General features: G+C 69.5%; 24 protein-coding genes. 12 read left to right on the top strand and 12 right to left on the bottom strand.

Annotated elements, in window-relative coordinates:
* The first annotated feature begins 48 nt into the window (after positions 1–48).
* A complete protein-coding gene (gene mutL / locus RSP_RS13875; protein WP_017139982.1) occupies positions 49–1,899 on the top strand; it encodes a DNA mismatch repair endonuclease MutL in 1,851 nt (616 codons plus the stop codon).
* 10 nt (positions 1,900–1,909) lie between these two features.
* Positions 1,910–3,046, top strand: coding sequence for a DNA recombination protein RmuC (locus RSP_RS13870; RefSeq protein WP_011338713.1), 1,137 nt, complete (start codon positions 1,910–1,912; stop codon positions 3,044–3,046).
* A gap of 55 nt (positions 3,047–3,101) precedes the next feature.
* Here the strand turns inward: RSP_RS13870 and chrR are convergent, their stop codons facing one another.
* Both chrR and rpoE read right to left on the bottom strand, forming a co-directional pair.
* Positions 3,102–3,743 carry an anti-sigma-E factor ChrR gene (chrR, locus tag RSP_RS13865; protein ID WP_011338712.1) on the bottom strand — a complete coding sequence of 214 codons (642 nt, stop codon included), beginning with the start codon at positions 3,741–3,743 and terminating at the stop codon, positions 3,102–3,104.
* Between the two features lie 8 nt (positions 3,744–3,751).
* Positions 3,752–4,297, bottom strand: a complete 546-nt coding sequence (gene rpoE, locus RSP_RS13860; protein ID WP_011338711.1) for an RNA polymerase sigma factor RpoE — start codon at positions 4,295–4,297, stop codon at positions 3,752–3,754.
* Between the two features lie 214 nt (positions 4,298–4,511).
* Between rpoE and RSP_RS13855 the strand changes: the two genes are divergently transcribed.
* The 5 genes from RSP_RS13855 to RSP_RS13835 are packed head-to-tail and all read left to right on the top strand — an operon-like array spanning position 4,512 to position 9,064.
* A complete protein-coding gene (locus RSP_RS13855; RefSeq protein WP_011338710.1) occupies positions 4,512–5,804 on the top strand; it encodes an NAD(P)/FAD-dependent oxidoreductase in 1,293 nt (430 codons plus the stop codon).
* A gap of 10 nt (positions 5,805–5,814) precedes the next feature.
* Positions 5,815–6,564: a DUF1365 domain-containing protein gene (locus RSP_RS13850; protein WP_011338709.1), complete on the top strand. Its 750-nt coding sequence runs from the start codon at positions 5,815–5,817 to the stop codon at positions 6,562–6,564.
* On the top strand, positions 6,561–7,766 hold the full coding sequence (locus RSP_RS13845) for an MFS transporter (protein WP_011338708.1): 1,206 nt from the start codon (positions 6,561–6,563) through the stop codon (positions 7,764–7,766). The genes RSP_RS13850 and RSP_RS13845 overlap by 4 nt, the downstream gene beginning before the upstream one ends.
* Positions 7,767–7,769: 3 nt before the next feature.
* Complete coding sequence (locus RSP_RS13840) at positions 7,770–8,330, top strand: DUF3833 domain-containing protein (protein ID WP_011338707.1); 561 nt, start codon at positions 7,770–7,772, stop codon at positions 8,328–8,330.
* Complete coding sequence (locus RSP_RS13835) at positions 8,327–9,064, top strand: SDR family NAD(P)-dependent oxidoreductase (RefSeq protein WP_011338706.1); 738 nt, start codon at positions 8,327–8,329, stop codon at positions 9,062–9,064. Before RSP_RS13840 ends, RSP_RS13835 begins: the two co-directional genes overlap by 4 nt.
* A gap of 46 nt (positions 9,065–9,110) precedes the next feature.
* Here RSP_RS13835 and RSP_RS13830 read toward each other — a convergent pair whose 3' ends face one another.
* From RSP_RS13830 to RSP_RS13820, 3 genes are all read right to left on the bottom strand, one after another.
* Complete coding sequence (locus tag RSP_RS13830) at positions 9,111–10,166, bottom strand: saccharopine dehydrogenase (protein WP_011338705.1); 1,056 nt, start codon at positions 10,164–10,166, stop codon at positions 9,111–9,113.
* Entirely contained in the window at positions 10,163–10,408 is a 246-nt protein-coding gene (locus RSP_RS13825) for a WGR domain-containing protein (RefSeq protein WP_002721461.1), read from the bottom strand. The genes RSP_RS13830 and RSP_RS13825 overlap by 4 nt, the downstream gene beginning before the upstream one ends.
* Before the next feature lie 85 nt (positions 10,409–10,493).
* Entirely contained in the window at positions 10,494–10,718 is a 225-nt protein-coding gene (locus tag RSP_RS13820) for a hypothetical protein (RefSeq protein WP_009563136.1), read from the bottom strand.
* A gap of 537 nt (positions 10,719–11,255) precedes the next feature.
* On the opposite strand from RSP_RS13820, the gene RSP_RS13815 reads away from it, so the two are divergent.
* Positions 11,256–11,957: a winged helix-turn-helix domain-containing protein gene (locus RSP_RS13815; RefSeq protein WP_002721459.1), complete on the top strand. Its 702-nt coding sequence runs from the start codon at positions 11,256–11,258 to the stop codon at positions 11,955–11,957.
* On the opposite strand, the gene RSP_RS13810 is transcribed toward RSP_RS13815, so the two are convergent.
* Positions 11,939–13,156 carry a glycosyltransferase gene (locus tag RSP_RS13810; protein WP_011338703.1) on the bottom strand — a complete coding sequence of 406 codons (1,218 nt, stop codon included), beginning with the start codon at positions 13,154–13,156 and terminating at the stop codon, positions 11,939–11,941. The two genes, RSP_RS13815 and RSP_RS13810, sit on opposite strands and share 19 nt — an antisense overlap.
* A 217-nt stretch (positions 13,157–13,373) precedes the next feature.
* On the opposite strand from RSP_RS13810, the gene RSP_RS13805 reads away from it, so the two are divergent.
* The gene (locus tag RSP_RS13805; RefSeq protein WP_009563133.1) at positions 13,374–13,583 is read left to right on the top strand and encodes a hypothetical protein; all 210 of its coding nucleotides are present in this window, start codon (positions 13,374–13,376) and stop codon (positions 13,581–13,583) included.
* A 21-nt stretch (positions 13,584–13,604) separates the two neighbouring features.
* Here the strand turns inward: RSP_RS13805 and RSP_RS13800 are convergent, their stop codons facing one another.
* The 6 genes from RSP_RS13800 to RSP_RS13775 all read right to left on the bottom strand — a co-directional run bounded on the left by RSP_RS13800 (position 13,605) and on the right by RSP_RS13775 (position 20,497).
* The gene (locus RSP_RS13800) at positions 13,605–13,826 is read right to left on the bottom strand and encodes a formate dehydrogenase subunit delta (RefSeq protein WP_009563132.1); all 222 of its coding nucleotides are present in this window, start codon (positions 13,824–13,826) and stop codon (positions 13,605–13,607) included.
* Positions 13,816–14,631, bottom strand: a complete 816-nt coding sequence (gene fdhD / locus RSP_RS13795) for a formate dehydrogenase accessory sulfurtransferase FdhD (RefSeq protein WP_011338702.1) — start codon at positions 14,629–14,631, stop codon at positions 13,816–13,818. The genes RSP_RS13800 and fdhD overlap by 11 nt, the downstream gene beginning before the upstream one ends.
* Complete coding sequence (fdhF, locus tag RSP_RS13790; protein WP_011338701.1) at positions 14,628–17,510, bottom strand: formate dehydrogenase subunit alpha; 2,883 nt, start codon at positions 17,508–17,510, stop codon at positions 14,628–14,630. The genes fdhD and fdhF overlap by 4 nt, the downstream gene beginning before the upstream one ends.
* Positions 17,507–19,036 (bottom strand): formate dehydrogenase beta subunit, encoded by a 1,530-nt coding sequence (locus RSP_RS13785; RefSeq protein ID WP_011338700.1) that lies wholly within the window; start codon positions 19,034–19,036, stop codon positions 17,507–17,509. The genes fdhF and RSP_RS13785 overlap by 4 nt, the downstream gene beginning before the upstream one ends.
* Positions 19,033–19,506 carry a formate dehydrogenase subunit gamma gene (locus RSP_RS13780; protein ID WP_002721449.1) on the bottom strand — a complete coding sequence of 158 codons (474 nt, stop codon included), beginning with the start codon at positions 19,504–19,506 and terminating at the stop codon, positions 19,033–19,035. Before RSP_RS13780 ends, RSP_RS13785 begins: the two co-directional genes overlap by 4 nt.
* A 100-nt stretch (positions 19,507–19,606) precedes the next feature.
* Positions 19,607–20,497 carry a LysR family transcriptional regulator gene (locus tag RSP_RS13775; protein ID WP_011338699.1) on the bottom strand — a complete coding sequence of 297 codons (891 nt, stop codon included), beginning with the start codon at positions 20,495–20,497 and terminating at the stop codon, positions 19,607–19,609.
* A gap of 476 nt (positions 20,498–20,973) precedes the next feature.
* On the opposite strand from RSP_RS13775, the gene RSP_RS13770 reads away from it, so the two are divergent.
* Genes RSP_RS13770 through RSP_RS13760 form a run of 3 tightly spaced genes read left to right on the top strand, consistent with a single transcriptional unit; the run spans position 20,974 to position 22,726 of the window.
* The gene (locus tag RSP_RS13770) at positions 20,974–21,771 is read left to right on the top strand and encodes a S49 family peptidase (RefSeq protein WP_011338698.1); all 798 of its coding nucleotides are present in this window, start codon (positions 20,974–20,976) and stop codon (positions 21,769–21,771) included.
* Entirely contained in the window at positions 21,771–21,953 is a 183-nt protein-coding gene (locus RSP_RS13765) for a hypothetical protein (protein ID WP_017139981.1), read from the top strand. The genes RSP_RS13770 and RSP_RS13765 overlap by 1 nt, the downstream gene beginning before the upstream one ends.
* Positions 21,953–22,726: an SDR family oxidoreductase gene (locus RSP_RS13760; protein ID WP_017139980.1), complete on the top strand. Its 774-nt coding sequence runs from the start codon at positions 21,953–21,955 to the stop codon at positions 22,724–22,726. The genes RSP_RS13765 and RSP_RS13760 overlap by 1 nt, the downstream gene beginning before the upstream one ends.
* The last annotated feature ends 116 nt before the right edge of the window (positions 22,727–22,842 follow it).

Below are 22,842 nucleotides of genomic sequence, written 5' to 3'. Positions count from 1 at the left end.
GTGGGAAGCCGGTGGCGGAGCGACAGCGATTCTGCTAAGGCTGGTGGCATGACGCTCCTCAGCCCCAAGATAGGCGCCGCCCGCCCGGTGATCCGGCAGCTCGACGAAGCTGCCATCAACCGCATCGCCGCGGGCGAGGTGGTCGAGCGGCCGGCCTCGGCGGTGAAGGAGCTGGTCGAGAATGCGCTCGACGCGGGCGCCCGGCGCATCGCCGTCGACATCGCCTGCGGGGGCAAGGCCCTGATCCGCGTCACCGATGACGGCTGCGGCATGACGGCCGACGACCTGCCGCTCGCGCTCTCGCGCCATGCCACCTCGAAGATCGACGGGTCCGACCTTCTCGACATCCGCAGCTTCGGCTTCCGCGGCGAGGCGCTGCCTTCGCTGGCGGCCGTGGGGCGGCTCACCATCACCTCGCGGGTGGCCGAGGCCGAGGGCGCGCAGATCGCCGTCAGCGCGGGCCGGATCGAGCCGGTGCGTCCGGCGGCGCTCGGGGCGGGCACGGTGGTCGAACTGCGCGACCTCTTCTTCGCCACGCCCGCGCGGCTCAAGTTCCTGCGCACCGACCGCGCCGAGACCCAGGCCATCGCCGAGGTGGTGCGCCGTCTGGCGCTGGCCGAGCCCGAGGTGGGCTTCACCCTCACCGACCATTCTGCGGGCGAGCCGCGGCTTCTGTTCCGCGCCGAGGCCGAAGGGGGCGATCTGTTCGACGCCCTCCACCGCCGCGTGGCGCGGGTGGTGGGGGCGGAGTTTGCCGAGAATGCGCTCCGGATCGATGTGGCGCGCGAAGGGCTGCGCCTGCAGGGCTATGCCGCGCTGCCCACCTATTCCCGCGGCTCGGGCGTGGCGCAGTTCCTGTTCGTGAACGGTCGCCCGGTGCTCGACCGGATGCTCCTCGGCGCGCTCCGGGCGGGCTACATGGATGTGCTGAGCCGCGATCGCTATCCGGCCGCGGTGCTGAACCTGATCTGCGATCCGCAGCGGGTCGACGTGAACGTGCATCCGGCCAAGGCCGAGGTGCGGTTCCGCGAGGCGGGCGAGGTGCGCGGGCTGATCGTCACCGCGCTGCGTCAGGCGCTGGCGGGGGCGGGGCACCGGGCCTCGACCACCGTCGCGGGCGAGACGCTCGAGGCCTTCCGGCCGGAGAGGCCCGCGGCGGCGGGTCCGGGTCCGGCGTCGCGGATCTATCAGATGGACCGGCCCTCGGTCGCCGCGGTGGCGCGCAGCTTCGCCTTTCAGGCGCCCGAGCCTGCGATGCCGGGTCTGGCCGAGGCGCCCGCCGCAAGGGTCGAAGCGCCGGCGGCCGAGGAGGCCCACGACCGCCCTCTCGGCGCCGCGCGGGCGCAGATCCACGGCAACTGGATCCTCGCCCAGACCGAGAGCGGCCTCGTGATCGTGGATCAGCATGCCGCACACGAGCGGCTGGTCTACGAGAAGCTCAAGCGCCAGCGCGACGAGACGGGGATCGCGCGGCAGGCGCTGCTGATCCCCGAGATCGTCGAACTGTCGCCCACCGATGCCGCCCGGCTGCTGGAGGCCGCGGACGAGCTGGCCTCCGCGGGCCTCGTGATCGAGCCGTTCGGCGGCGGTGCCGTCGCGGTGCGTGAGGTGCCGGCGATCCTCGGCAAGGTCGAGGCTGCACCGCTCCTGCGCGACATCCTCGACGATCTGGCCGATCTCGGCAGCTCGGACCGGCTTCAGGCCCGGATGGATGCGGTGCTCTCGCGCATGGCCTGTCACGGATCGGTGCGCTCGGGCCGGGCGCTCAGGGCCGAAGAGATGAATCCGCTTCTGCGCGAGATGGAGGCCACGCCCCTCTCGGGCCAGTGCAACCACGGCCGGCCCACCTATGTCGAGCTGAAGCTGGCCGACATCGAGCGGCTCTTCGGCCGGCGATGACGCGCCCGCAATGATCCGCATCGGCGACCGGAGCTTCGGCTGGGACGACCCGCTGGTGCTGGGCGTGGGCGGGGCGCTGGTGGCGATCCTGTTCCTCCTGCTGATCCTGCGGGCCGCCGGGCGCGCGGCGCGGATGGTCGAGCCGATGCTGAACGAGCTCGGCTGGCTCGGCCAGCAGGTGCAGATGCTGTCCGACGGGCAGGAGCGGCTGGCGGGCGGGCTGCATCATGTGTCGGAGGCGCAGGCCTCGACGCAGGGCGCCATGCTGCAGCTGATGGAGCGGCGGCTGGCCGAGGTGCAGCGCGGCATGGCCGAAAGTCTGCACGGCACCTCCCTGCGCACGGCGCGCTCGCTCGGCGACCTGCATCAGCGGCTTGAGACTATCGACCGGGCGCAGGCCAATATCGAGAAACTGTCGGGCGATGTGCTGGGCCTGCAGGACATCCTGTCGAACAAGCAGACGCGCGGCGCCTTCGGCGAGATCCAGCTGCATGACATCGTGCAGAAGGCGCTGCCCTCCGACAGCTACACGATGCAGGCCACGCTCTCGAACGGGAAGCGGGCGGACTGCCTGATCCATCTGCCCGAGCCGCCGGGGCCGATCGTGATCGATTCGAAATTCCCGCTCGAGGCCTACGAGGCGCTGCGGGCGGCCGAGAATCCCGCGGCGCAGATGGAGGCGCAGCGGATGATGCGGGTGGCGCTCCGCGCCCATATCCGCGCCATCTCCGAGAAATACATCCTCGAGGGCGAGACGGCGGACGGGGCGATGCTGTTCCTGCCTTCCGAGGCGGTCTATGCCGAGCTTCATGCGAATTTCGGCGACATCGTGCGCGAGGGCTTTGCGGCGCGGGTCTGGATCGTCTCGCCCACCACCTGCATGGCGGTGCTGAACACGATGCGGGCGGTGCTGAAGGACGCGCGGATGCGGGCGCAGGCCGGAGCCATCCGCCGCGAACTGGCCGAGCTCGGGCGCGAGATCGACCGGCTGACGGACCGGGTGGGCAATCTCGACCGCCACTTCACCCAGGCGGCGCGCGACGTCGAGGAGATCCGCATCTCGGCCGGCAAGGCGGGCAAGAAGGCGCGGCGTCTGGACAATTTCGACTTCGAGGAGATGAGCCCGCGCACCGACGCGGCCGAGTGATGCCCCTGTCATTCGCGCTTCGTGAATGACAGGGGTCGCCCAACCGGCGCGGCGGTCAGATGCGGAAGAAGGGCTGCACCAGCTTCGGTAGGAAGCTGTTGAAGCGCAGCGGCGCATCGGTGGCGGCGAGGCAGATGCAGTCGAGGCCCCGCTCGGCCACCGGCGTATGTTCCAGCTCCTGATCCGCGATCTCGATATCGCCGGCGCCGAACCGGTCGGTCTCGTCGCGGAAGGCGCCCTGCAGGACGAGCGTCAGCTCGAGCCCGCGGTGGCCGTGATCCGGCACCGCCTGCCCGCCGGGGATCCAGAGCAGCCGGGCGATGGCCTCTCCTCCCGTCGGCAGGATCGCCTGCCGCACGCCGCCGCCGAGGGTGCGCCAGCGGACGTCCTCGAGCCGCCTGCCCACATAATCGGCCAGCGGCGCGGGCGCGCGCGGATCGGCGCGGCGCGCCGGGGCTGGCCTCTGGATCTGCCGGTCGAGCTGGGCCATGACGGAGGCGAGGCTGCCCTCGGAGAGCGCGACCGGCGCCGTCTCCTCCATCAGGCTGCCCCCCACCGCATCGAGCGCGCCGGCGCGGGCGCGGCACTCGTCGCAGAGCGACAGGTGCGTGGCCACCACCAGAGAGAAGGCTTCGGAAAGCGTGCCCGCCGCATAGGCGGTCAGCAGGGCGTCGGAAACATGGTGCCGGATCGTCATGGTCTCACTCAACTCATATGCTGGCGCAGACGGTCCAGCGCGAGCCGGATCCGCGACTTGATGGTTCCGAGGGGAAGTCCGGTCTCGGCCGCGAGTTCCCGGTGGGTGAGGTCGCCGAAGAAGGCCCGCTCGATCAGGGCCCGCTGCGCCTCGGGCAGGCGGGCGATGGCGCGGCCCAGGCGGGCGTTCTCCTGCTGCATCTCATAGACGTCGGCCTGGTCAGGCTCGCTGTCGGGGCCCCAGAAGAGATCCTCGGGCTCGGGCTGGCGGTCCTTGCGCAGGCCGTCGATCCGGCGGTTCCGCGCAATCGTGAAGATCCATGTCGCGACCGATGCCCGCGAGGGATCGAAGAGATGAGCCTTCTGCCAGACCGTTGCCATCACATCCTGCGCACATTCCTCGGCCTGGGAGGCCACGCTGCCGGATTTCATCAGGAAGCCCTTCACCTTCGGCGCAAAGTGCTGGAACAGCTCTGCGAAGGCCGCCTCGTCCCGATGATCCCGGATCGCACGCATGAGCGCCACCCAGTCCGTCCTGTCACTCTTGTCCGTCACAACAGGCCTTCCCCTTGCCGCCCGGAGGTGAAGATAGGAAACCCTCCCCCGGCTTGCATCCGCATTTTTCGGATGGACTCCTGCCGTGATCTTAACGTCCTTCTTACGGCGGCCGGGCCAGTCTGGATCAGGCGGGAGGCGGGAAAAAGCGCGGGCGGACTGATCCGCCTTGGGCGACAGTCCGTATCTGTCGCAAGGGAACGGGGAAATTGGCATGCCATTCGAGACGTCTGAGTTCGCGCGGCGGCGCGTTGCGGTGATCGGTGGGGGCATCTCGGGGATGGCTGCGGCGCATCTTCTGGCCTCCGACCATGCGGTCGTGCTGTTCGAGGCCGAGAAGCGGCTCGGGGGGCACGCCCGCACGGTCCTCGCGGGCAAGCGCGGCGACCAGCCTGTCGACACGGGCTTCATCGTGTTCAACAAGGTGAATTATCCGCACCTCACGCGGCTCTTCGACGAGCTCGGCGTGCCGGTGGCGAAGAGTGACATGAGCTTCGGCGCCTCGGTTCGCGGCGGGCGGCTGGAATACGGCCTCAAGAACCTGAAATCCGTCTTCGCGCAGAAGCGCAACATGGCGGATCCGCGCTTCCTCAACATGATGATGGATGTGCTGCGCTTCAACGCCCATGCGCTCGACCATGCGGACGATCCGGCCATGACGATCCGCGAGCTGCTCGCGCGGCTCGACCTCGGCGACTGGTTCCGGGACTATTACCTCCTGCCGATCTCGGGGGCGATCTGGTCCACGCCCTCGCGCGGGATCCTCGACTTCCCGGCGCAGGCACTGCTGCGCTTCTTCCAGAACCATGCGCTCCTGTCCCATACGGGGCAGCACCAGTGGTTCACGGTCGAGGGCGGCTCGATCGAATATGTCACCCGGCTGCAGGCCGCGATGGCGGCGCGCGGGGTGGACCTGCGCACCGGGGCGCAGGTGGCCGGCGTGCGCCGCGCGGACGGCGGGGTGCGGGTGCGGGCCGAGGGCGGCGAGTGGGAGGCCTTCGACGAGGTGATCTTCGCCACCCATTCCGACGATACGCTGCGGCTTCTGTCCGATGCGACGGAGGCCGAGACGAGCGCGCTCGGGGCCGTGCGCTACCAGCCGAACCGGGCGGTGCTGCATTCCGATCCGTCGGTCATGCCGAAGCGCAAGGCCGCCTGGGCCTCCTGGGTCTATGTCGAGCCTGACGATCCGGAGGCGCCCATCGACATCACCTACTGGATGAACTCGCTGCAGCCCATCCCGCAGGACGATCCGCTGTTCGTGACGCTGAACGGCACCCGCCCGGTGCGCGAGGAACTGGTGCATGATGTGGCGACCTTCCGCCACCCGGTCTACGACCTCGCGGCGCAGCTGGGCGTGGCGGCGCTGCGGATGATGAACGGCCAGCGTCAGACCTGGTTCGCGGGCGCCTGGATGCGCAACGGCTTCCACGAGGATGGCTTTGCCAGCGCTGTGGATGTTGTCGAGGCGATGCGCCGGCGCATTCCCGCCTCGGCCGCGGCCTGAGGGGCGCGTCATGTGGGTCGATCATGTGCAGGGCGAGACCTTCCACGGGCGCAAGGGGGCGCTCGGCAACAGCTTTCGCTACGGGGTGGATTATCTGCTGATCGATCCCGAGGCGGTGGAGGGGCCGGCGCTCTTCTCGCGCAACCGGGCCAACCTCATCTCGCTCCACGATCGCGACTACGGCGGTGCGCCGGGCGAGGGACGGGGCGCAGCGTGGGTGCGCGAGGTGCTGGCGGCGCAGGGGCTGCCGCCCGCCGCGCGCATCCTGCTGCTGACCCAGCCGCGGGTGCTGGGCCATGTGTTCAACCCGGTCAGCTTCTGGCTCTGCGAGGATGCCGCGGGCGCGCTCCGCTGCGTGGTGGCCGAGGTCAGCAACACCTTCGGCGACCGGCACTGGTATCTCTGCGCCAAGCCCGACGGCTCCGTCATCGAGCGGACGGACACGCTCGAGGCGGCCAAGATCATGCATGTCTCGCCCTTCCAGCCGATCGAGGGCGGCTATCGCTTCCGCTTCGACATCCGCGAGGATCGGGTGGGCGTCTGGATCGACTACAGCTCCGCCGAGGGCGGGCTCTATGCCACGCTTACGGGCCGGCGAGCGCGGCTGTCGAACCGGGGGATCCTGCGCGCCTGCCTCCGGCGGCCCTTCGGGTCGCGCCGCGTGCTGGCGCTGATCCACTGGCAGGCGCTTAAGCTGGCGCTGAAGGGGGCGCGCTACCGCAGCCGCCCCGCGCCGCCGCTGCAAGACGTCACGCGGTGAGTGCGCGGCTTCTGCCGTGGTCGCTCCTCGCGGGGCTGATCGCGGCTGCCGGCCTGCCGATCTACATCCATGCGCCGAAGGTCTATGTGGACGAATATGGCGTGAGCCTCGGCGCGCTGGGGGCGGTGCTGGCGGGCCTGAGGCTTGTCGATGTGGTGCAGGATCCGGCCCTGGGCTGGCTGGCCGAGGTGACGCGGCAGAGGCGGGCCGCCATGGTGGCGGGGGCGCTCTTCCTGCTCGCGCTGTCCATGGTCGGGCTCTTCGCGGTCGTGCCGCCGGTGGCGCCGCTCCTGTGGTTCGCCCTGATGCTGGTCGTGCTGTTCTCTGCCTTCTCCTTTCTCACCATCGCCTTCTACTCCGAAGGCGTGGCCAAGGCCGGGCGGCTCGGCCCCGGCGGGCACCTGCAGCTCGCAGGATGGCGCGAGGCCGGGGCGCTCGTGGGCGTGTCGCTTGCGGCGGTGGCTCCGGTGGCGCTCGGCAGCTTCGGCCTCTTCGCCTGGGGCTTCGCGGCCTTTGCGGCGGTGGCCTGGCTGGCCATGAGGCGCGAATGGACGGGCTCGGCCGCCGCGCCGCAGCCCGACCTGCGCGCGGTGCTGCGCGATCCGACGATCCGGCGGCTTCTCCTCCTCGCGCTGGTCAATGCGGCGCCGGTGGCCGTCACCTCCACTTTGTTCCTGTTCTTCGTCGAAAGCCGCCTCCGCGCCCCGGGGTCCGAGGGGCCGCTCCTCCTGCTTTTCTTCCTCGCGGCGGCGGCCAGTGCCCCGGGCTGGAGCCGCATGGCCCGGCATGTCGGAGCGAGGCGCGCGCTCCTCGCCGGCATGGCGCTGTCGGTGGTCGCCTTCATCTTCGCCTTCACGCTGGACGCCGGCGACGTCGCGGCCTTCGCCCTGATCTGCGCGGCCTCGGGAGCGGCGCTGGGCGCGGACATGGTGCTCCTGCCCGCGATCTTCGCCCGCCATCTGGCGCAGAGCGGGGCGGGCGAGGCCACGGCCTTCGGTCTCTGGTCCTTCGCCTCGAAGCTGGCGCTCGCCCTCGCCGCGGCGACGCTGCTGCCCCTCCTGCAGCGCGCAGGCTTCGAGCCCGGCAGCGGCGGGCCGGCCGAGGCGCTCATGCTCCTGTCGGTGCTCTATGCGCTCGTGCCCTGCGGACTGAAGGCCATCGCCATCCTCCTGCTCCTTGCCACCCCCATCCCGGAGAGTTGACCCGTGAGTTCGTTCCTGTTCGTGGCCCTCGGCGCCCTCATCCCCCTTACGCTGCTGGCTCTGCGCCACCGCATGCTCTCCTTCGCCGCGCAGCGCCCGGAGGATTATGCCGCGCAGGGGCCGTCGCTCGATCCGCGGCGGGATCTCTCGGGGCCGATCCTCTGCGAGGGCGTCGTCTACGGGCCGACCGGGCGGGTCGTCTCGCGCTTCGTGGCCGATGTGGAAGGCCGCTGGGATGGCAGCTCCGGGGTGCTGACCGAGAGCTTCCGCTACGACAGCGGCGCGACCGACCGGCGCGAGTGGCGCTTCACGCTCGGCAATGACGGAACGCTGCGCGCCGAGGCCGACGATGTGGTGGGCGTGGGCCTCGGACGGGCCCTCGGATCGGCGCTCTGCCTGCGCTACCGGCTGCGGCTTCAAGATGACGCAGGGGGCCATGTGCTGGACGTCATTGACTGGATGTACCGGCTGGAGAATGGCACGATCATCAATCGGAGCCAGTTCCGTAAGTTCGGGATCAAGGTGGCCGAGCTTGTGGCGACACTGAGACGGATCGAGAGATGAGAGACTTTGTAGGTAAGCGGTATTGGCTCATCGGCGGCAGCGAGGGCCTCGGTCTCGCGCTGGCGAAGAAACTGAGCGGCGCGGGGGCGAAGGTGATCCTGTCGGGTCGCGACGAGGCCCGGCTGGCAGAGGCCGTGGCGGCCATGCCGGCGCCCGCCGAGGCGGTCACCCTCGACGTGACCTCCGAGGCCTCGATCGAGGCGGCGCTCGCGCAGGTCGGCGCCTTCGACGGGGTGGTCTACCTCGCCGGCGCCTACTGGCCGATGAAGGCGCAGGCCTGGGAGGCGAGCCGGGTCGAGGCGATGATCGACACGAACCTTCTGGGGCTCGTGCGGCTTCTGTCGGCGGTGCTTCCGGGCATGATCGCTGCGAACCGCGGCCATCTGGTGGTGACGGGCAGCATCGGCGGCTATCGCGGCCTGCCGGGCGCCATCGGCTATTCGGCCAGCAAGGCAGGCGTGATGGCCCTGACCGAGTCGCTCTATGCCGATCTGCGCGACACGGGCGTCGAGGTGCAGCTCGTGAACCCGGGCTTCATCCGCACGCGGCTGACCGAGAAGAACCGGTTCCGCATGCCCTTCATCATGGAGCCCGAGGCGGCCGCGCAGCGGATGTTCGAACATATGTGCGCGGACAATTTCCGTGCCAACTTCCCGGTGCTCTTCGCCTCGTTCTTCCGCTTCTCGCAGCTCCTGCCGGACGGGCTGTTCTACCGGCTGCTCGGCAAGGGCTGAGACGGACGCGCCCTGCCTCGCGGGGCGCGTTGCCCCGACGGGACCGTCAGGCCGGGGTCATGTGCCGGTCGAACTCGGCCTTCGCGCGGCCCCAGACGCCCTCCTCGATCCGGTCGAGGGTGAGGAGCGAGGGCAGAAGCTGGGCCGCGTAATCCACGCTGCTCTCGACCGGCAGGAGCGAGGGCAGGTTGTCGATGGCCATCACGTCGAGCATCGGATCGTCATGGACCCGCAGGGCCGGGGCGGTCCAGCTCGTCGTGCGGTCGTAGACCTTGACCGGCGAGAAGTCGGAGGTCGGATCGCAGGCGATGTCTCCGATCACCCGCAGCGCGCGCGGCGCCTCGAGCGCCTCGGCGGGCACGAAGACCGGGCAGCCGGGGCGGGCAAGGATGCAGTTCAGGAAGATCTCGTGCGCGAGCACCTCGGGGAAGGGGCCGCCGTGGGCCGTCTCCTCCATGTCCCAGCGGGTGACGGCGAGGCCCATCGACTCGCAGAGGTCGGCGGCGCCGGTGCCGACCCTGCCGCGGGCCCCGATCACGAGGGCGCGCGGCTGGCGGGCGCCGGCGGACGTGAGCTCGGCTCCGAGGTCGGCCAGCAGGCCCTCGCGTCCGGGCCAGGTCGTCACGGGGGCGCAGATCCCGCCCCGTGCCTGCGCCGCCCAGCATTTCAGCGCCACCGCGGCGCCGGCATAGCCCGCCCAGTAGCCGAAGGCCGCGACGCGGCGCCCGCTCTCATCCACGAGCGACTCGAGATCGTAGAGCGTGCCGCCGCCGGCCCGGAACCGCTCGAGCAGGATGCGCCCGGCGGGCTGGCCCTTGTAGGCGTGGCCGAACAGGATATGGCGGTGCCGCAGCGGCGTGCCGTCCTCGGGCAGCTCCTTCAGGCCGAAGACGATGGCATCGGCCGGGGCCGTGGGCCAGGAATTCTCGGGCGCGATCGCACAGCCCGCGGCGGCATAGCCCTCGATCGAGAGGGCGCGCGGGCGGCTGGCCTCGACGGTCACCCGGAGGCCCCGTGCGATCAGCGCCGCGGCGCCCTCGGGCGTCAGCCCGACCCGTTCCTCGTTCGGCCGCTGCTCGGCCCGGACCCACAGATGCGTCATGCTCTGCCTTCGATGGTGGTGTGATAACCGCGCCGCCGGGCGCGCTGGTGCCAGCGTTCCGCCGCGAGGCAGGCGTCGCGCAGGTTGGAGAACCATGTGACGAGACGTCGTCCGGCGCGGCCGGGGCTGCGACGGCCCCATTCGCGCAGGACGGTATATTCGCCGAAGAGATTGTACGCGAGTTCCACCCGGTAGAAGCGGGCAGGGCCGTCGGCGTCGCTCAGACAGAGATAGGTCAGCATCTGGGGTCTCCGGTGGCAGTCTCCCGCTTGGAAATACCAGATCTGCTCCCGGATGACAGAAAAAATGGCCGTGGAGGCGGCGCTCTCAGGCGGAGAAACGACTGCGCGGGCTCATGCCCACCGGGCGCGGACGCTGCTCGGTTCCTGTCGCGGATTGAGAAAGCTCGAGCGAGAAAAGTTCCTTCAGTTCTTCTCGTGTGAGGATCTTCGGCGTCTTGAGATTGGCCGCGGGCCTGCGCGACAGGCGCAGGACGAACGGCCACACCAGTCGAAAGCCGGCGCGCTCATCATCGTCAAAAAGCAGTCTCATGAATATCGCCTCCCAAAACGATGTGCCTTCTGAGGGCCCTCTGCCCTGGCGAGCGAAACGACGGCTGCTCGCCAGCTCCTTGATTCGTGTGTCACACTATACCCTAACGGTAGTAGGCGGATTTGTGCCGATTATGCGAAAGGCGGTAAAGCGCCCCTCTATTCGAGATTTTTCGCAGGGTCTGGCAAAAAGGTCACAGGAACGGAAAGCCAAGCACTCCAACAGGTTGAGACAAATTGGGCGATGCAACCTTAGGGCGTGCACCTCCGCCTCTTTCTCCTGCTGGGCGAAGGTTCGTGCACTCCCAAAGGAGGTAGCCGATGCGGTCTTTCTGGTCGGTCTGGTCGGGATCGGCGGTTTCACGCCGCAGCACCGTGATCGGCAGGGGCCGGAGGTGCGAACGCCCGTGCGGTGCGTGAGGGAGACGGATTCCCTCCGGCAGTGCTTGGGGCAGAAGGACGGCCTGCCGGACATTGTCACCGCGCCGAAACACGCTAAGGTTGTCTCAATGACAAGATAACGACAGCGGAGAAGCGGATGGTCCCGTGCATTCTTGCGCTCGATGACGAAGCAGCGATCCTGACGATCGTGCGTTCGACCCTCGAGCAGCGGGGGTTCCGGGTGGTCACGGCGAAGAGCCTGGCGCAGTTCCGCAAGGTCGACGCGCAGGAGCAGGTGGATCTCTATCTCATCGACACCTCGCTGCCGGACGGCAACGGCCTCTCGCTGCTGCGCGAGCTGCGGAAGGTCAGCGACCGGGGCATCATCCTGCTCGCCCCGCAGCGCGACGAGGCCGAGGGCGTGCTGGGGCTGGAGCTCGGGGCCGACGACACGTTGCTGAAGCCGTTTCGCGAGCGCGAGCTGGCAGCGCGGGTGGGGGCCGTCTTCCGCCGGACCGGGCGTCCGGTCGCCAGCCTGCCCGCGGGCCGCCCGGGCATCGACCACGAGTTCGACGGCTACGGCCTCAGCCTTCAGGCGCGCAAGCTCTGGGCGCCGGACGGGCGGGAGGTCGAGCTCACCACCTCCGAGTTCGAACTGCTGGCCGCGCTGCTCGGGCGGCGGGGGCAGGTTCTCAGCCGCGACCAGATCATGAATGCGATCAAGGGCCGGCAGTGGGAGAGTTACGACCGCGTCGTCGACGGGATCGTGAGCCGCCTGCGCCGCAAGCTTCCGGCCAGCCGCAGCGGCAGTCCCTTCATCCGCACGGTGCACGGCGTGGGCTACACCTTCGCCGGCTGACGGGGATCCACCCCCGCGATCAGCTGGGCGAGCCGTGATGCCTCGCGGTTGATGTCGTGCCGCTCGAGCACGCGCAGGCGCGCGACGCGCCCCATCTCGGTCAGGACCTCGAGCGGCGTGTCCGCCAGCCGCTCGATGGCGCGGGCCAGCGCCTGCGCGTCGCCCGCCGGCACCAGATGGCCGGTCTCTTCCGGCAGCACCAGTTCCGGAATGCCGGCCACCAGCGTGCCGATCACCGGGCGGCCGGCCGCCATCGCCTCCATCACCACCATCGGCAGCCCTTCGGCGAAGGAGGGCAGAATCAGCGCCTGAGCCGCTGCAAGCTCGTGGCGCACGCGGGTCTCGTCGGTCCAGCCGGTGAGGGTGATGCGCCGTGCCAGATCGCGCTCGGCGATCATCTCCTCGATCAGGCCCCGCAGCGGGCCGTCGCCCACGAGGGTCAGATGCAGGTCGGGCAGGGTGGGGGCGGCCAGCGCAATCGCTTCGACCAGCAGCGCATAGCCCTTCTGTTCGGCCAGCCGCCCGACCGCCACGAGGCGCGGCCCGCTCGCGGGGAGCGGCAGGCTTTCGGGAAAGGCTTCCGGCTCGATGCCGCAATGGACGACATGGATGCGCCGCCAGTCTGCCGGCTCGGCCCAGCGATAAAGCTGGCTGCGGCCGTAGGAACTGACGGCCACGGTGAAGGCCGAGCGGTGCATCTTGATCGGCAGATTGAGGGCGACGGGCGAGTCGAACTCGTCGGGGCCGTGCACCGTGAAGCTGAAGCGCGGCCCCCCCAGCACCTCGGCCAGCATGGCCACGCTGGCCGCCGCGCCACCGAAATGCGCGTGGATATGGGTGAGCCCTAGGGTCCGTGCCCGCCGCGCGAGATGCGCCGCGAAGACAAGGAAGACGAGGTGGCGCAGGCGACCGCCCTGAGTGCCGCAACGGGCGGCGAGCCGGATGCCGCGCGAGGCCCGCCGGGGACGCAGCAGCAGCCAGCCCAAGGCCGACAGGGCGAGCCGCAGGGGCGGCACCTCCACCAGATGCTCGGTTGCGCGGTCCTCGTCGAGATCGGCTGTCTCGGCCAGCGAGAGCCTCTCGCTGCGGATCGCGAAGCGGTGGATGCAGTGACCCGCGCGCTCCAGCGCACGGATCTCGCGGCGGATGAAGCTGTAGGACGCACGTGGGTAGGTATTGACCAGATAGCCAAGGCGCATGTGCTGAAAACCGGCGGAAGCAATGCGTCCTGCATAGGCGCGCGCCGCAGCCGTGCCTAGCCCCTCGTCCGGCCGAGGCGGGACGGTCCCCGATCAGAAGGAGGAGGGCGCACGACCGAAGTGCCACCTTTGCGCCATAAAGCCTTCCTCTTTATGCGCGAATCGCTGTCCATCTTCCACTCTCAGGGTGACAATTATCACCTCAGGGAGGCTCACCATGGCATTCGGACTCATCTTTTCCAGCATCCTCGCGGGACTGTCGCTCGCGGTCTGGGGGCTTTGGCAGGGCTACTCGATCCCGGCCGCCATCCTGATGCACATGTTGGGGGGAAGCGTCGGCGCCGTCGTCTTCCTGGCCTTCGCCATGATCCGTCCCAACCTGAACCGAGAGGAGTTCAGGTCGGCCAAGGAGCGGTCGGCCCCCTGAATTCTCCTCCGGTCGAGAGGGTCAGGCGTCCGCCGGACGCCGGATCTCCTGCGCCGCATCCAGCACGAGGGGGCGCAGGCCGGGGCGTCCCTCCTCGATCACCGCCAGCAGTTGACGGCGCATCCGAGGCTCCCAGAAGTCGTTGATATGGGCGGCCGTGCCCGCCACGCCCTCGGCATGGGGCTTCGACTCGAAGAACGTGGCAATCTGATTCGCCATATAGATCAGCTTGTCAGGCGACATGCGCGGCCTCGTCTGGGATGATGCGGTGGGGATGGGTGAAGACCTCGCACCGCTCGCCGCGGGCCAGCCCCACCAGCGTGAGCCCGGCTTCGTCGGCCATCCGCACCGCATGAGCGGTGGGAGCGGACACCGCGATCAGGATCGGGGCGCCGAGGCGCGTGCATTTCTGCACCATGTCGATGGAAACGCGCGAGGTCAGCACCACGGCGCCGCGATCCGCAGCCACGTCACGGCGCAGCAGCGCGCCCGCGAGCTTGTCCAGCGCATTGTGCCGCCCCACATCCTCCCGCACGGTCACGAGGCCCTGTCCGGGCATCCAGAACCCGGCGGCATGGACGGCGCGCGTGGCATCGTGAAGCGGTTGATGATCGGTCAGGCCGGCGACGGCCGCGAGACAGTCGCCCGCGGCAAGGCGCAGGGTGCCCTCGACCGGAGGCGGGGGGCGCAGCGCCTCCGCGAGACTGTCGATGCCGCAGAGACCGCAGCCCACCGGGCCCGCCATCCGCCGCCTGCGCGCCGCCAGCCGGGCCTCCGCCTCGGGGCGAAGCCAGATCTGCAGGTCGATGCCGCGCGGGGTCTCGACGGGCGTAAGGCTCTCGATCTCCTCGGGGCGCGCGAACCCCTCGGTCAGGGCGAAGCCCATGGCAAAATCCTCGAGATCCGAGGGGCTTGCCATCATGACCGCCTGCGTCGTGCCGTTGAAGCTGAGCGCCACCGCCACCTCTTCGGGCAGGCAGCGCGCACCCTGTTCGGCTCGCCCCGGCGACAGGGCGAGACGCGGCAGGAGATGGCGGGTCTCTTTCATTCGGCAGCCGGCAGAATGCGCCGCGCGAGGTTCGCCTGGGCGCGGTAATCCTCCTGCCAGTCCGACGGCCCGTTCGACGGCGCAACCTGCACCGCCGTCACCTTGTATTCCGGGCAGTTCGTCGCCCAGTCCGAGAAGTCGGTGGTGATGACATTGGCCTGCGTCGTGGGATGGTGGAAGGTCGTGTAGACCACGCCCGGCGAGACGCGATCCGTCAGCCGCGCCCGGAGCGTCGTCTCGCCCGCCCGCGAGGCGAGGCGCACCCAGTCGCCTTCGGCCACGCCGCGCACCTCGGCATCGTGCGGATGGATCTCGAGCACGTCCTCGGGGTGCCAGACGCTGTTCGCCGTCCGCCGCGTCTGCGCGCCGACGTTGTACTGCGAAAGGATCCGCCCGGTGGTGAGGAGCAGCGGGAAACGCGGGCCCGTCTTCTCGTCCGTCGCCACATATTCCGTGCGGATGAGTTTTCCGCGTCCGCGCACGAAGCCCTCGACATGCATGAGCGGCGTGCCCAGCGGATGCTCCTCGTTGCAGGGCCACTGGATCGAGCCCGCCTCTTCCAGCCGCTCGTAGGAGACGCCGGCGAAGGAGGGCGTGGTGGCCGCGATCTCGTCCATGATCTGGCTCGGATGGGTGTAGCCCCAGCCCGCGCCCAGCGCATTGGCCAGCATCTGCGTCACTTCCCAGTCGGCGAAGCCGTTTTTCGGCGCCATGACCTTGCGCACGCGGTTGATGCGGCGCTCGGCGTTGGTGAATGTGCCGTCCTTCTCGAGGAAGGAGGAGCCCGGAAGGAAGACATGGGCATAGTTGGCGGTCTCGTTCAGGAAGAGGTCGTGGACGATCACGCATTCCATCGCCGCAAGGCCCGCCGCGACATGACGCGTGTCGGGATCCGATTGCAGGATGTCCTCGCCCTGGCAATAGAGGCCCTTGAAGGTGCCCTCCACCGCCGCATCGAGCATGTTCGGGATCCGCAGGCCCGGCTCGGGATCGATCTCGACGCCCCAGAGCCGCTCGAACACCGCGCGCGCCGCATCGCTCTTCACATGCCGGTAGCCCGGCAGCTCGTGCGGGAACGAGCCCATGTCGCAGGAGCCCTGCACATTGTTCTGGCCCCGCAGCGGGTTCACGCCCACGCCGGGCCGGCCGATGTTGCCGGTGAGCATGGCGAGGTTCGCGATGCCGATGACGGTGGTCGAGCCCTGGCTGTGCTCGGTCACGCCCAGCCCGTAATAGATCGCGGCATTCCCGCCGGTGGCATAGAGGCGGGCCGCCGCACGCAGCTCGGCCGCGGGCACGCCGGTCAGGCTCTCGATCGCCTCGGGCGCGTGACGGGGATCGGCGGCGAATTCGGCGAAGTCCTGGAACTCGTCCCAGTCGCAGCGTTCGCGGATGAATTTTTCATCCGCTAGCCCCTCGGTCACGATGACATGGGCCATGGCCGTCACCACGGCCACGTTGGTTCCGGGCCTGAGCGCCAGATGGTGGGCCGCCGCGATATGGGGGCTCTTCACCAGATCGATGCGCCGCGGATCGACCACGATCAGTTTCGCCCCCTTGCGCAGCCGCTTCTTCAGCCGGCTCGCGAAGACCGGATGGCCGTCGGTCGGGTTCGCGCCGATCACCATCACCACGTCCGCAGCCTCGACCGAATCGAAATCCTGCGTCCCGGCCGAGGTGCCGAAGGTCTGGCCCAGGCCGTAGCCGGTGGGCGAGTGGCAGACCCGGGCGCAGGTGTCGGTGTTGTTGTTGCGGAAGACGGCGCGGGTCAGCTTCTGGACGAGGTAGGTCTCCTCGTTCGTGCAGCGCGACGAGGTGATGACGCCCACGGATTGGCGGCCGTGCTTCTCCTGGATCGCTGTCAGGCGGCGCGCGGCGAAGCCCAAGGCCTCGTCCCAGCTCACCTCCTGCCAGGGATCGTGGATCGACTCGCGCACCATGGGCTTCAGGATCCGGTCCTTGTGGGCCGCATAGCCATAGGCGAAGCGCCCCTTGACGCAGGAATGGCCGTGGTTGGCCTTGCCGCCCTTGTAGGGGACCATCCGCACCAGCTCGTCGCCGCGCATCTCGGCCTTGAAGGAACAACCGACGCCGCAATAGGCGCAGGTGGTCACGACCGCACGCTCGGGCGTGCCGATCTCGATCACCGACTTCTCCTGCAGCGTGGCGGTCGGGCAGGCCTGCACGCAGGCGCCGCAGCTCACGCAGTCGGAGGTGAGGAAACTGTCGCTGGCCATCCCGGCCGAGACGCGGCTGTCGAAGCCGCGGCCATCGATGGTCAGCGCGAAGGTGCCCTGCACCTCCTCGCAGGCCCGCACGCAGCGCGAGCAGACGATGCATTTCGATGGATCGTAGGTGAAATAGGGGTTCGACTCGTCCTTGGCCATCCATTGCGGATTGAGGTCGCCGGCGGCACTGCGGGGCGTGAAATGATTTTCCACGGCCTCGTAGCGCACATCGCGCAGGCCCACCGCGCCCGCCATGTCCTGCAGCTCGCAATCGCCGTTGGCGGCGCAGGTCAGGCAGTCGAGCGGGTGATCCGAGATATAGAGCTCCATCACCCCGCGGCGCAGTTGCTTCAGCTTCGGCGTCTGGGTGCGCACCTTCATGCCGGGCGCCACCGGCGTGGTGCAGGAGGCGGGCGTGCCCGCGCGGCCCTCGATCTCGACAAGGCACAGCCGGCAGGAGCCGAAGGCGTCGAGAGTGTCGCTCGCGCAGAGCTTCGGCACCGAGATCCCCGCCTCGGCGGCGGCGCGCATCACCGACGTGCCCGCAGGCACGGTCACCGGGAAGCCGTCGATCTCGAGCGTCACCGTCTCGGTCGCGCGCGAGCGCGGGGTGCCGAAGTCGCGGTCGTCGGGAAGGATGAAGTCCTTCATTCTGCTGCCTCCTTCATCGGGGCGAAATCGTCCGGGAAGTGGGTAAGGGCGCTCATCACCGGGTAGGGGGTGAAACCGCCCAGCGCGCAGAGCGATCCCGATTTCATCGTGGCGCACAGATCCGTGAGCAGCGGGATCGCGGCCGCGTCGCCGCGGGCGATGCGGTCGACCGTCTCCATGCCCCGCACCGCGCCGATGCGGCAGGGGGTGCATTTCCCGCAGCTCTCGATGGCGCAGAACTCCATCGCGAAGCGCGCCTGCTTCAGCATGTCTGCCGTGTCGTCGAAGACGACGATGCCCGCATGGCCCACGAGGCCCTCGGCTCCGGCGAATTCCTCGTAGCAGAAGGGCGTATCGAACAGGGCGCGCGGGAAGTAGGCGCCGAGCGGCCCGCCCACCTGCACGGCCTTGACCGGCCGACCCGAGGCCGTGCCGCCCGCGATGTCATCGACGATCTGGCCGAGGCTCATGCCGAAGGCGATCTCGAACAGGCCGCCGCGCTTCACATTGCCCGCGATCTGCAGCGGGATGGTGCCGCGCGACCGGCCGAGGCCGAAGTCGCGGTAGTAGGCGGCGCCCTTCTGGAAGATCACCGGGATCGAGGCCAGCGAGATCACGTTGTTCACGACCGTGGGCTTGCCGAGGAATCCCTCGAGCGCCGGAAGCGGCGGCTTGGCGCGCACCACGCCGCGCTTGCCCTCGAGCGAGTTCAGAAGCGAGGTCTCCTCGCCGCAGACATAGGCCCCGGCGCCGACGCGGATCTCCATGTCGAAGGCGCGGCCCGAGCCCATGACCGACGGCCCGAGCAGCCCGTGGGCGCGGGCGATCCGCACCGCCTCGCCCATCACCTCGACCGCATCGGGATATTCCGAGCGCATGTAGACATAGCCGCGCGTGGCCCCGGTCGCGAGGCCGGCGATGGTCATGCCCTCGATCAGGGTGAAGGGGTCGCCCTCCATGATCATCCGGTCGGCGAAGGTGCCGCTGTCGCCCTCGTCCGCGTTGCAGACGATGTATTTCTGCGCGGCCTCCGCCTCGGAAACCGTCTTCCACTTGATGCCGGTGGGAAAGCCCGCGCCGCCTCGCCCGCGGAGGCCGGAATCGATCACCTCCTGCAGGATCTCGGCGCGGCTCATGGCGATAGCGCGGTGAAGCCCCTCGAACCCGCCGTGCGCCTCATACTCCTCGAGGCAGAGCGGATCGGTGATCCCGCAGCGGGCGAAGGTGAGGCGCGTCTGCATCATGAGCCACGGCAGCTCTTCCGTCAGACCCAGCGCCAGCGGATGCCGCTTCCAGTCCGCCTCGAACAGGCTCGGCACATCGGCGGCCGTGACCGGGCCGAAGGCCACGCGGCCGGCCCCGGTCTGAAGCTCGACCAAAGGTTCCAACCAGACCATCCCGCGCGAGCCGTTGCGCACGAGCGTCAGCGGCAGGCCGCGCCGCGCGGCTTCGGCCTCGATGGCGGCAGCCACCTCGTCGGCGCCGAGCGCCTTGGCGGCCGCGTCGCGGGGAACGTAGATCTTCATGCGCGCACCTCTTCGAGGATCCGCTCGAGCCGGGCCTCGTCCACCCGGCCCACCACGCGCCCGTCGACCAGCGCGGCGGGGCCGCAGGCGCAGAGGCCGAGGCAGAAGACGGGCTCCAGCGTCACGCCGCCGTCGGCCGTCGTCTGGTGCCAGCCGATCCCGAGCCGCGCCTGCGTCGCCTCGGCCAGCCGGTCGCCGCCCATCGCCTGACAGGCCTCGGCCCGGCAGAGCTTCAGCACATGCCGCCCGTGCGGCCGGGTGCGGAAGTCGTGATAGAAGCTCATCACCCCATGCACTTCCGCCCGCGAGAGGTTCAGGCGCTCGGCGATCCGGGGCAGCGAGTCGAGAGGAACGTGGCCGAAGGCCTCCTGCACCGCATGAAGGATCGGCAGGAGCGGCCCTTCCAACCCCTCGTGAGCGTCGAGAATGTCATCGACGCGCGCGTGAACCTCCGCTTCGTCCAGACGCATGCGGCCCCTCCCTCCCTGGATGAGCGACAAAAATACGCACCCCGATAGGTATATCAATATCAACAAACCGTGGTTCGATAGGTAATGCCTATCGACCGCCTCAGCCCGCCGGCTCCTCCAGCCGTCGCGCCGCCTCGATCAGGGCGGTGAGGATCGGGGTGTGCGGCTCGCGGTAGGCGGCGATCAATCCCACCTGATGCGACACTTCGGGCCCCACGATGGGGATGGCGCGCAGACGGCCGGTCCCTGCGAAGAGATCGGCGAGCTTCTTCGGCAGGACGCTGGCCCAGCGGCCGGTCATCACATGGGCGAAGAGCGTCAGGGTCGAGTTCGATTCGACGGAAGGCGAGGCCGGCGCGCCGGTGCCGGCCAGATGCTGGTTCACGATGCGGCGGTTCTGCATGTCGGCGGTAAGGAGGCAGAGCGGCAGACGCGCGACCTCATCCCAGCCGAGGCTCCCTGTCTCGGGCAGCGGGAAGGCGGGGCCGCAGACCAGCCGGTAGCTTTCGGCATAAAGCGGCACCTGCGTCACCCGCCCCAGCGGTTCGTTGTCGAGATAGGTGATGCCCGCGTCGAACTCGAGGCTTTCGATGCCGGAGAGGATCTCGGTCGAGGTGCGCGACAGGATGCGGACATGCACGGCCGGGTGGCGCTCGAGGAAGGGCGCGGTGAGATCGGCCACCATGGGCACCGCCGTCGGGATGACCCCGAGCGTCAGGTTGCCCGAAAGGCCCGAGCGGGCCGAGCGCATCTCATCGCGGAGTGCGCGTGCGTCGCCCACGATCCGCCGCGCCCAGTCCAGCACGCGCGCGCCTTCAGGCGTCAGGCCCTGAAAGCGCGAGCCGCGGAAGACGAGCTGCACGCCGAGCTGGTCCTCGAGCTGACGGATCGCCGAGGAGAGCGTGGGCTGCGCCACCCCGCAGGCCTCGGCCGCGCGTCCGAAGTGCCGCTCGCGCGCGAGCGCTATGAACATCTCCAGCTTGTCGATCACCGCGCGGCCTTCCTCTCCCGTTCGCCCTCTCTTCAGGGCCCGCTCCCCAAGCCCCGGCGCCCCTCGTTGCCGGACCCTCTCCCCCGGAGCCGGCACCCCTCGTTGCCGGCCCCTCTCCCCGAGCCGGTGCCCACGGGGCATGGCGCGCCCCCTTTGCCCCAATACGTTGCCGCCTTGCGGTGCCTTCTGGCCCTCGGCTCCCAAGTCCTTCTGCCGTTTCGTCCGTGGCCCTCTCGGTGCAGCGGTCTTCTTTGACGGCGCCTGTCCCTCGCCCCCATGGGTTTGTGCCGGTTCTTCTGGCGGGGATCGTGCCTGCTCGCCGGTTCCCATCCCGAGGCACGCCGGCCGACCCTCGCGGCGGGCCCGCCTCGCGCAGGCCACCTTGTCGAGAGAGCCTTCCTGACCCATGGCAAGATTTCCCCGGCGCGGCCTCCTCTCTTCTTGTTCGGCACCCGGCCTCGGCCTACATCGGGCACATGAAACAGTATATCCCGTTCATCAGGAAGGACCCGGTTGTCCCGGTGATCCGGCTTCAGGGTGTGATCGCCTCCGGGCCGCGCGGCGGCCTGTCGGATCAGGGCCTCGCGGCCGTGATCGAGAAGGCCTTCCGGCGCGGGAAACCGGCCGGCGTCGCGCTCGTCATCAACTCGCCCGGCGGCTCGCCGGTGCAGTCGAGCCTGATCGCCGCCCGCATCCGCCGCCTCGCCTCCGAAAAGGGCGTGCGCGTCCATGCCTTCGTCGAGGATGTGGCGGCCTCGGGCGGCTACTGGCTCGCCTGCGCGGGCGACGAGATCTGGGTGGACGAGAGCTCGCTCGTGGGCTCGATCGGGGTCATCTTCTCGAGCTTCGGCTTCCACGAATTCATGGCCCGCAACGGCATCGAGCGGCGCGTCCATACCGCCGGGCGCTCGAAATCGCTGGCCGACCCGTTCCTGCCCGAGAAGCCCGAGGATGTGGAGCGGCTGAAGGCCCTGCAGGAGCCGATCCATCGCGCCTTCATCGAGTATGTGAAGCGCCACCGCGGCACGCGCCTCGACCTGAACGCCGATCTCTTCAACGCCGACGTCTGGACCGGGCAGGAAGCGGTGCGTCTGGGCCTCGCCGACGGCGTGGCCCATCTGGTGCCCAAGCTGCAGGAGAACTACGGCGACAAGGTGCGGCTCGTGCCTTACGGCCAGCGCCGGCCGTTCTTGCAGCGGCTGGGCATGAGTCTCGCGGGGCAGGCGCTGGCCGAGGTCGAGAACAGGGCCCTCTGGGCGCGCTACGGTCTCTGATGCTCGTCAAGATCATCACGCTTTTCCTGCTCGGCATGGCGGCCATCGCGATGATCGGGCGGTTCCGGGCGCCGCGCCTGCCGCGGCGCCGCGCCGAGGTGCCGCCGCCGACGCTCTGCGGCCATTGCGGACGGTTCATCGTCGGCAAGGAGCCGTGCCCCTGCCGGAAGGGCAAGGGCTGATGCGGGCCCTCGTCACGGGAGCCGGCCGGCGGCTCGGGCGCGAGATGGCCCTCTGGCTCGGGCGGCGCGGCACGGATGTGGCGGTGCATTACGCGGGCTCGGCCGACGAGGCCGAGGCGGTGGCGCAAGAAATCGCGGCCCTCGGACGGCGCGCCGTGGCGCTCCGGGCCGATCTCCTGGTCGAGGCCGAGACGCAGGCCCTCGTGGCGCGGGCGGCCGAGGCTCTGGGCGGCCCGCTCGATCTTCTCGTGAACAACGCCTCGATCTTCGAGAGGGACACGATCTCCGGGGCCACCCGCGAAAGCTGGGACCGGCACATGGAATCGAACCTCCGGGCGCCGTTCGTGCTGATCCAGAGTTTCGCGGCTCAGGCACCTGCGCCGGTGCGGGATGCTCAAAATGAACCGGTGGCGCAGGCGCTTGTCGTCAACATGATCGACCAGCGGGTGCTGCATCCGACGCCGGATTTTGCAACCTATACGCTCGCGAAAGTCGGCCTCTGGACCCTGACGCGCCTTGCGGCGCAGGAGCTGGGGCCGCGCGTGCGCGTCAACGGCATCGGCCCGGGACCCACCCTGCAGGGCGCGCACCAGTCGCCCGGGGATTTCGCGGACGAGCGCGCCGGCACGGTTCTCGGACGCGGCGCCAATCCTTCGGACATCACGGCGGCGCTCGGCTACCTCCTCGAGGCGCCGGCGGTGACCGGGCAGATGATCTGCGTGGACGGAGGCCAGCATCTGGGCGCCGGGGGCCCGCGCGGCTTCGGCTTCTAGGGTCTCCCGCCGAGTTGTCCACTGTCCGCAAAGAGGTGGCTCAGACGCATGAAATTCCCAAACCTTTCATGACATTGCGGTAACGCGCAGGAAATTTTCAAGTTTATTCAGCGTGT

It is taken from the genome of Cereibacter sphaeroides 2.4.1, assembly GCF_000012905.2.
GTDB lineage: Bacteria > Pseudomonadota > Alphaproteobacteria > Rhodobacterales > Rhodobacteraceae > Cereibacter_A > Cereibacter_A sphaeroides.
Note: the sequence above shows the minus strand (reverse complement) of the source record. Positions and strands in the feature narration are given on the sequence as shown.

Bases quoted from the DNA above. Each gene is read 5' to 3' on its own strand.
- mutL (WP_017139982.1), top strand. From the start codon at position 49: ATGACGCTCCTCAGCCCCAAGATAGGCGCCGCCCGCCCGGTGATCCGG.
- RSP_RS13870 (WP_011338713.1), top strand. From the start codon at position 1,910: ATGATCCGCATCGGCGACCGGAGCTTCGGCTGGGACGACCCGCTGGTG.
- chrR (WP_011338712.1), bottom strand. From the start codon at position 3,743: ATGACGATCCGGCACCATGTTTCCGACGCCCTGCTGACCGCCTATGCG.
- RSP_RS13855 (WP_011338710.1), top strand. From the start codon at position 4,512: ATGCCATTCGAGACGTCTGAGTTCGCGCGGCGGCGCGTTGCGGTGATC.
- RSP_RS13850 (WP_011338709.1), top strand. From the start codon at position 5,815: ATGTGGGTCGATCATGTGCAGGGCGAGACCTTCCACGGGCGCAAGGGG.
- RSP_RS13835 (WP_011338706.1), top strand. From the start codon at position 8,327: ATGAGAGACTTTGTAGGTAAGCGGTATTGGCTCATCGGCGGCAGCGAG.
- RSP_RS13830 (WP_011338705.1), bottom strand. From the start codon at position 10,166: ATGACGCATCTGTGGGTCCGGGCCGAGCAGCGGCCGAACGAGGAACGG.
- RSP_RS13825 (WP_002721461.1), bottom strand. From the start codon at position 10,408: ATGCTGACCTATCTCTGTCTGAGCGACGCCGACGGCCCTGCCCGCTTC.
- RSP_RS13820 (WP_009563136.1), bottom strand. From the start codon at position 10,718: ATGAGACTGCTTTTTGACGATGATGAGCGCGCCGGCTTTCGACTGGTG.
- RSP_RS13815 (WP_002721459.1), top strand. From the start codon at position 11,256: ATGGTCCCGTGCATTCTTGCGCTCGATGACGAAGCAGCGATCCTGACG.
- RSP_RS13810 (WP_011338703.1), bottom strand. From the start codon at position 13,156: ATGCGCCTTGGCTATCTGGTCAATACCTACCCACGTGCGTCCTACAGC.
- RSP_RS13805 (WP_009563133.1), top strand. From the start codon at position 13,374: ATGGCATTCGGACTCATCTTTTCCAGCATCCTCGCGGGACTGTCGCTC.
- RSP_RS13800 (WP_009563132.1), bottom strand. From the start codon at position 13,826: ATGTCGCCTGACAAGCTGATCTATATGGCGAATCAGATTGCCACGTTC.
- fdhD (WP_011338702.1), bottom strand. From the start codon at position 14,631: ATGAAAGAGACCCGCCATCTCCTGCCGCGTCTCGCCCTGTCGCCGGGG.
- fdhF (WP_011338701.1), bottom strand. From the start codon at position 17,510: ATGAAGGACTTCATCCTTCCCGACGACCGCGACTTCGGCACCCCGCGC.
- RSP_RS13785 (WP_011338700.1), bottom strand. From the start codon at position 19,036: ATGAAGATCTACGTTCCCCGCGACGCGGCCGCCAAGGCGCTCGGCGCC.
- RSP_RS13780 (WP_002721449.1), bottom strand. From the start codon at position 19,506: ATGCGTCTGGACGAAGCGGAGGTTCACGCGCGCGTCGATGACATTCTC.
- RSP_RS13770 (WP_011338698.1), top strand. From the start codon at position 20,974: ATGAAACAGTATATCCCGTTCATCAGGAAGGACCCGGTTGTCCCGGTG.
- RSP_RS13765 (WP_017139981.1), top strand. From the start codon at position 21,771: ATGCTCGTCAAGATCATCACGCTTTTCCTGCTCGGCATGGCGGCCATC.
- RSP_RS13760 (WP_017139980.1), top strand. From the start codon at position 21,953: ATGCGGGCCCTCGTCACGGGAGCCGGCCGGCGGCTCGGGCGCGAGATG.